5 protein-coding genes are annotated in these 5,537 nt (G+C 76.1%); 3 read left to right on the top strand and 2 right to left on the bottom strand.

Features of this window, described 5'->3' with window-relative positions; genetic code table 11:
- Positions 1 to 48: 48 nt before the first annotated feature.
- Together ACFU7Z_RS35380 and ACFU7Z_RS35375 are read right to left on the bottom strand one after the other, a co-directional pair.
- Positions 49 to 813 carry a hypothetical protein gene (locus ACFU7Z_RS35380; protein ID WP_380782101.1) on the bottom strand — a complete coding sequence of 255 codons (765 nt, stop codon included), beginning with the start codon at positions 811 to 813 and terminating at the stop codon, positions 49 to 51.
- A 200-nt stretch (positions 814 to 1,013) separates the two neighbouring features.
- Positions 1,014 to 2,612 (bottom strand): alpha/beta fold hydrolase, encoded by a 1,599-nt coding sequence (locus ACFU7Z_RS35375; protein WP_380782099.1) that lies wholly within the window; start codon positions 2,610 to 2,612, stop codon positions 1,014 to 1,016.
- Between the two features lie 343 nt (positions 2,613 to 2,955).
- On the opposite strand from ACFU7Z_RS35375, the gene ACFU7Z_RS35370 reads away from it, so the two are divergent.
- The 3 genes from ACFU7Z_RS35370 (at position 2,956) to ACFU7Z_RS35360 (ending at position 5,505) form a co-directional block, all read left to right on the top strand.
- Positions 2,956 to 3,855 (top strand): DUF1963 domain-containing protein, encoded by a 900-nt coding sequence (locus ACFU7Z_RS35370; protein ID WP_380782097.1) that lies wholly within the window; start codon positions 2,956 to 2,958, stop codon positions 3,853 to 3,855.
- 109 nt (positions 3,856 to 3,964) lie between these two features.
- Positions 3,965 to 4,990, top strand: coding sequence for a questin oxidase family protein (locus tag ACFU7Z_RS35365; RefSeq protein WP_380782095.1), 1,026 nt, complete (start codon positions 3,965 to 3,967; stop codon positions 4,988 to 4,990).
- A 287-nt stretch (positions 4,991 to 5,277) separates the two neighbouring features.
- On the top strand, positions 5,278 to 5,505 hold the full coding sequence (locus tag ACFU7Z_RS35360) for a holin (RefSeq protein ID WP_049657972.1): 228 nt from the start codon (positions 5,278 to 5,280) through the stop codon (positions 5,503 to 5,505).
- Positions 5,506 to 5,537 lie beyond the last annotated feature (32 nt).

Here is a 5,537-nt window from a genome sequence, read left to right as displayed (position 1 = left end):
GGCCCGGAGAGGCCGTCCGGGCGCCCCGGCCCCACCGGGCACCCCCGCTCAGAGCCGCCCGCGCCCCGCGAAGCCGCCGCGCGCCACCTTGTGGTACTGGCAGTAGTCGACCCAGCCCGCGCCGAAGGCCAGCTCCAGGACCACGCCCCGCCCGTCCGCACGGGCTTCGTCCAGCAGCCGTGCCGCGTCCGCGTCCGGCGGGGTCTGCTCCAGCGCGAAGAGCCGGTTGGGGTACGGGCCCGCCGGGATCGGGTCCCGGGGCGGGATGCCGGGCCGGTCCCAGGTCAGCTTCGCGCCGGGGCTGGACAGGCAAGGGGGGTCCATCCGCCAGCCGTTGGCGTCGACGCCGCCGTCGCGGTACCAGCGCAGCGCGTGCTCCAGGCTCCCGTGCGGGTCCGGCCCCTGCCCGTTGGCCTGCCAGTCGGCCACGTTCGCCGCCTCGATCCGCCGCAGGACGTCGAGGACGTCCTCCCGGACGACGAAGTAGGCGCGGGCGTGGATGCGGCAGACCAGCAGGGTGTCCCGGGGGTGGTCCAGGCCGTAGGTGGACGGGCGGGTGGACTGGTCCAGTACCTGGGTCAGCAGGTGCTCGACCCCCTCCACCGCTCCCAGCGCCTCGACCAGCCCCCGGATCCGCTCCCGCTCCGCCGCCCGGGCCGCCCGCGCCGTCGGTGAACCGATCAGCCTGAGCTTGCGCCGCTCGGTCGGCCAGTGGTGCGCCCGCAGCGACTGCACGCCGTTGAGGAGCGGGTTCACCAGCATGACGACGAGGTACACGAGGCTCGTCGCCACGTCCTTCAGCAGCTTCTTCACCGGCAGGGATCCTCTCGGGTCGCGCGCGTCCGCGCCCACACCCTGGCCCGCCCGCGCCGCGGCCCGCAATCCGCCCCCGTACTCAACTCCCCAGCGTGCCCGAGCCGTTGCCGAGCGCGAGCACGAGCACGAGCACGAACGCGAACGCACGCCGTCCGCCGCCGCCCGGACCGCGTTCGGACGGCGGCGGGACGCTGCCGCTACTTGGTGCAGGTCACGTCGGCCTCCGGCAGGCGCCCGCCCGCCAGGTAGGCGTTGACCGCGTCGTCCACGCACGCGTTGCCGTACGTCCCGTACAGCCCGTGCTGGTCGGCGCCCCGCAGGGTCAGCAGCCGGGAGCTGGGCAGCAGCCCGTGCAGGGCGACGCCGTCCCGGTAGGGGGCGCGCGGGTCGCCGGTGGCGGAGAGGATCAGCGCCCGGGCGTCGCGGCGCACCTCGGTGGGCGCCTCGCGCGGGGCGTCCAGGAAGGCGCACGGGGAGATGTTGTCGAGCAGCGGGCCGGACAGCGGGTACCGGGCGCGGTCGCGCTCGATCCGGCGCCAGTACTCCTCGGGATCGCGCGGCGCCGCACCGTCCGCGCACAGGATGGCCTGCGAGACGCTGCCGGCCTGCGAGCCCTGCGGGGTGAACAGGAAGTGCAGCAGGGCGGTGGTCTCGGCCGAGGGGGTGACCGGCCGGCCCGCCGCGGCCTCGGCGAGCACCGCCATCAGCTCGGCGAGGCCCGCCCGTTCCGCGTCGGAGTCGCCCTGGAGGTTCCCGAACACCAGCAGCGGCACCCGGGTGTCGTCGAGTTCGAAGGCGTCCGCGCCGGTGCCGAGGACGAGCGGGCGCGCCGAGGCCGCCCCGACCGTCCGCAGCACCCCGGCGACCACCTCCTCGCGGGTGCGGCCCAGCCCGTACGTGTCGTTGCGCCGCGCGGCCCAGTCCGCCCAGTCGGCGAACGCCCGCTCGTTCGCCCGCACCATGTTGGGGAGCAGCTCCGGCCCGACGTGGTCCGGGGCCGGCGCGCTGTCCAGGACCACCCGGTCGAAGCGGCCGGGGAACATCTGGGAGTACACCGTGCCCAGGTAGGTGCCGTACGAGAGGCCGAGGTAGGAGATCCGCCGCTCGCCGAGCGCGCCCCGCACCACGTCCATGTCCCGGGCCGCGTCGCGGGTGCTCGCGTGCGGCAGCAGGTCCCCGGCCGCCGAACGGCACCGGGCCGCGAGGTCCCGCTGGAAGGCGACCTGGCGCTCGAAGGAGGCCCGGGTGGTCCCGGCGGAGGTGATGTTGTAGCCGATCGGCCAGTCGCAGTCGAGGGGGGCGCTGCGGCCGGCGAAACGCTGGTCCAGCCCGACGATGTCGAAGCGGGCGGCGGTGTCCTTCAACGCGGTGTGCACCCTCGTCGGCGCGCCGAGCGTCGGACTGCCGGGGCCGCCGTCGTTCAGCAGCAGCGTGCCGATCCGGTGGCGGGTGTCGGTGGCCTTGATCCGGGAGAGCGCGAGGGTGACGGTGCGTCCGCCGGGGTCGCCGTAGTCGAGCGGCACGGTGACCTCCGCGCAGCGGGCGCCCGCCTTTTCGAGGTCGGCGCCCACCTGGTCGTCCGGGCCCTGGACGCAGCTGTGCCAGTCGAGGCGCTGCTGGTAGTAGCGGTCGAGGGCCGGGGTGGCGGCGGCCTGGGCGGGGACGGCCTGGGCGGCCGTGGTCAGCGCGGCGGCGAGGGCGAGACCGGCCGCGAGGGTCCGGCGGCGGGCGCGCGGCCCGGCGGTGCGTGGTTCGGTGCGGTATGGCTCGGCGGTGCGGGGGCGTGGCTCGCTCATGACGTCTCCTCGGCGGTGCGGGGCCCGGCGCGGGCCGTGGCGAAGGCAGGGGTCGTGACGACGATCGCGGTACCGGCGGCCGTGTCTACGGAGGACACCTGCACCTGTGCGAGCTGACGGTACGTCAAAAAACGGACGCCGGGGACTGGATGGTCGGTGTCCACGGCATTGGCATCCCCGCCCGCCCGCAGCGGAGGTGCTCCCGTCCCCGCCCGCCGCCGTTCGGCCCGCCGTCGCTGGGCGGGCCGGACGGCGGGCGGAGCCGCTGTCGGTGGCGTGTCCTACGGTGTTGCCGTCGGCGGGTGCGCGGTGCCCGCGCGAGCACCGCACGATGGAGACGACGATGACCCGCACCACCCCGAAGCGCCCCGTGGACCTGGAGCAGCTGTTCCCCGAGCTGGTGCCGCTGCGCCGCGACGCCGTACGCCTCCACCCGCGCGCCGGCAGCCCGTCCGCGGCCGAGAGCTCGGTCGGCGGGCCGCTGCTGTGGCCCGCCGACGAGCCGTGGCCGCTGTGCCCGAGCACCAGCCACCCGGGGGAGTGGGGCGGGCCCGCCACGGAGGGGCCGGTGCCGCTGGTCCCCGTCGTCCAGATCCACCGCCGGGACGTGCCCCAACTCGCCTTCCCCGCCGGGACGGACCTGCTCCAGGTGCTCTGGTGCCCGTTCATCATCGGCCGCTGCCCGACCGCGACGCCCCTGGTGCGCTGGCGGAGCTCCGAGGAGGTCGGCCCGGCCCTCGCCGCCGTGCCGCCGACCGTGGGCAGTGCGCCGAAGGACAGCATCCCGGCACCGTGCGTCCTGCACCCCGAGTCGGTGGTCGACTACCCGAGCTGGGACATGCCGGAGGGCCTGGGCCCGGAACTGAGCGTGCGGATGGAGGAGCTGCGGGCCCGCACCGGCCTGTGGTACGGCTACCACCTGGCCGAGGCGCCGGGGATCAAGCTCGGAGGGTACCCGGGCTGGACCCAGGAGCCCTGCTGGCCGGACTGCCCGACCTGCGGGCGGACGATGGAGCACCTCCTGACGGTGAGCAGCTGGGAGTACGACGGCCAGTCGTACCGCACCTGGCTCCCGCTGGAGGACAAGGACGACGAGACCGGCGAGGAGCGCCGGGACGCCGACGGCGGCCGCGGGGCGCACAGCCCCGCCGGGCTGATGATCGGGGACGCGGGCGGGGTGTACGTCTTCGAGTGCCGCTCCTGCCCGGACCGCCCGGTGGACCACCACTGGGACTGCTCCTGAGGCGCCGCCGCCTGCCCGCCGGGGGCGGACGGGCAGGCCGGAGCCCTTCGCCGGGCCTAGGTCTCCGGCCCGTTACGCCGTCCGTGGCGTACCGCCTACGGTCCTTGCCGTGGACACGACGGATACGACCGGCATTCTGGACGAGGCGCTCCAACGACTGCACGCCTCCGGGCCCGAGCGGCTCGGACGGCTCACCAACCACGCGCCGATGGCCGTCGAGGCCCTCGCCGCCCACGGACAGGCACGGTCGGTGCACCGCTGGCTCGACCAGTACGCGCGCAAGCTGGAGGACTTCCCGCCGCGCGTCGAGCCGGTCACGGCCGCCAACTGGCGTGCGGCGCTCGGCGATCCGAGCCGCGCGGCCGACTGGATCGACCACTTCGAGCGCCAACTCGCCGACCACCCCTGGCGCGAGGTGCTCGCCCGCTGGTGGCCCCGGCTGCTGCCCGGCCTGTACGGCGGCTCGACGCACCCGGTGATCCGGGTGGGGCACGCCGTGCGCACCCTGCTGTCCGGCGGCGAGGCCACCGGGCCCCGGCTGGCCGAACTCGCCCACGGCCTCGGCTACTGGGCCGCCCGCCACCGGCCCGTCGCCGCCCTCGCCACGCTGTCCGGCGTGCTGTCCGGCGCGGCAGCCGCCCTCGACGCGGTGCCGCCCATCGCCCTCCAGGACGGCGGCTTCCCCGCCCGGCTCGACCGCGTCACCGCCCTGCCGGCGTGGGCGGCCGGGGTCACGTGGCCGCAGGAGGCGGCCGACCGCCTCGCGGAACTCGTCCGGGCGGCGACCCACCGCTACGCCGCCTACGGGCACGGCGAGGAGACCATGCTCGTCCACGCCGCCACCGCCCCCAACGCCGTCCTGCGCGCCCTGCCCGCGCTCCCGCCGGACCTGTGGCCGGCCGGCCTGCGGGCGGCCTGGACGGCGTCGGCGGCCGTCACCGCGATGTACGCGCCGACCGAGCCGGCGGCCTGCACCCCGCCGGGCACCCTCACCCCCGAGGAGGTCTTCGAACGGGCCCTGGCGCACGGCGACGAGCACGTGATCAAGCTGGCGGACACCGCCCTCGACGTCGGCGACGCCCCCGCCCTGGCGGCGGCGCTGCGCGCCGTGGAGCTGAGCGCCCCGCTGGGGTGAGGCGGGCGCGGGGCCGGACGCGGAAAGGAAATCGGTACCGGGGCGCGTCGTCGGATCCGGCGGCTTGAACGTGTACACCGGGGCGGCAACTCCCCGATGGCGCATGCCCTCCGACCCTCTGGCCCCGTCGACCCCCTCCGACCCCGACGGCTCCGACGGCCCCGCCCCGGGGCGTCCGGCACCCCACCGCAGTCCCGCAGGACGGCATGCCCTCCGAAGAACGGCGCCGCCACCGGGTGCTCCGCAACCGCGCACCCCACCACCTTCACCGCGAAGGAGTCCTGACCATGCGGAAGCTCATCGTCGACCTGGTCGAGCGCACCGTCGCCACGTACGCCGTGGCGTTCCTCGGCCTGCTGCTGGCCGACAAGTTCGACCTCACATCGATCGGCTCGCTCAAGGCGGCGGCGGTCGCGGCGCTGCCCGCGGCCCTGACCGTGCTCAAGGGCGCGGTGGCGACCCGCATCGGCGACCCGGACTCGGCCGCCCTGCTGGGCCGCAGCAACCGCGAGTAGCCGGCCCGGCATAGCAGGGGGCGGGGCGCCAT

It is taken from the genome of Kitasatospora sp. NPDC057518 (assembly GCF_042802075.1).
GTDB lineage: Bacteria > Actinomycetota > Actinomycetes > Streptomycetales > Streptomycetaceae > Kitasatospora.
The sequence above is the reverse complement of the archived record's forward strand: the minus strand, read 5'-3'. Positions and strand labels throughout refer to the sequence as shown.

What these genes read in the sequence shown, in the direction of transcription:
- ACFU7Z_RS35370 (WP_380782097.1), top strand. Translation starts at nt 2,956, where the DNA reads ATGACCCGCACCACCCCGAAGCGCCCCGTGGACCTGGAGCAGCTGTTC.
- ACFU7Z_RS35360 (WP_049657972.1), top strand. Translation starts at nt 5,278, where the DNA reads ATGCGGAAGCTCATCGTCGACCTGGTCGAGCGCACCGTCGCCACGTAC.
- ACFU7Z_RS35375 (WP_380782099.1), bottom strand. Translation starts at nt 2,612, where the DNA reads ATGAGCGAGCCACGCCCCCGCACCGCCGAGCCATACCGCACCGAACCA.